This window comes from Pseudomonas sp. R62 (assembly GCF_000257605.1).
GTDB classification, from domain to species: Bacteria; Pseudomonadota; Gammaproteobacteria; order Pseudomonadales; family Pseudomonadaceae; genus Aquipseudomonas; species Aquipseudomonas atacamensis.
Genome location: NZ_JH635998.1, coordinates 1,577,481 through 1,578,686 on the forward strand (window position 1 = coordinate 1,577,481; position 1,206 = coordinate 1,578,686).

1 pseudogene is annotated in these 1,206 nt (G+C 61.3%); it reads left to right on the forward strand.

The features are described from left to right. Nucleotides 1-950 (forward strand): annotated as a pseudogene (locus OQK_RS08340) (histidine kinase); the annotation flags it as partial. Nucleotides 951-1,206: the final 256 nt, after the last annotated feature.

Below are 1,206 nucleotides of genomic sequence, written 5' to 3' on the forward strand. Positions count from 1 at the left end.
GTTATCTGTCGACGCCACTGCTGCAATTGCGTGTGTGGCTGCGCCGCATCGACGCGCATACACCGGGCATCGATCGCCAGGATGAAATCGGCGATCTGGCGCGCCAGCTGCACGCCAGCTACGCCCCGGAACCGGAGCCTGAACCTGAACCCGAGCCGGAATTAGCCGAGGAAGAAGACGAGCCGGAATTCGAGGTGCGTAACCTGCGTGATCCGAGCTTCGACGAAAGCCGCCCGCTGGCCGCGAAGAAACCGGCGCCGCGTCACTTGGTCAGCACGGTCGAAGACGATGATGACGATGACGCCTTCGCCGACCTGCGCGACGAATCGCTCAACGGCGGCGCCCAACCGCTCACGCGCAAACCGAGCCCTGACGTTCCGCAGCATACCGCCGTACTGGCCGTGCAACTGGGTTCGCAGGAACAATTGCGCCGCTTGCCTCGCGCACGTCTGGAAGAATTGCAGGAACGCTATCGCGACTGCCTCGAGCAGGCTGCTTCTCTTTATCAGGGCGAAATCGAAACCCTCAACGATGGCAGCACGCTGTTGCTGTTCCACACCGAAGATTGCGGCGACGATTACCTGACCAATGCCATCTGCTGCGGCGAACTGCTGCGTGCTCTGGGTCATCAGTTGCAGATCGAGGTCGCAGACAGCGGCATCACCCTGCAATTGCAGCTGGGCCTGACCTTGGGCGACGAATTGTTCGGCCTGAGCCAGATTGATCTGCTGCTGACCGATTCGGCCCAGGATGCACTGGCCTTGTCGCAACACAGCCGCAATCTGCTGCTGGTTGAGCGCAAGATCAGCGATGACGCGTTGATACGCCAACGTGCGCGGATCCGGCCGATCGCCAGCCCTGAAGGCGCGTGCTGTGTGGAGCGGTTGATGGAGCCTTATCCGTCGATGCTGGAGCGGCAACTGGCGCGGATGCATGAGCGCCGGGCGTAAGGCTTAGGCCCGATCCGCAAAAGCCCGCAGACGAGTGATTGTCTGCGGGCTTTTTTGTGCGCGGCGTTACTGGAATGTGTGCATCCCTGAAAAGCCCCTCACCCTAGCCCTCTCCCAGAGGGAGAGGGAACCGACCGAGGTGTCTGGCGCCATATATCGACCTGACAGATCTTGGCGATTATGGATTCACCTCCGCGCGTTCACGTCGGTGTAGCTATCGAATATCCCCCAATCGGTCCCCTCTCCCTCCTGGGAG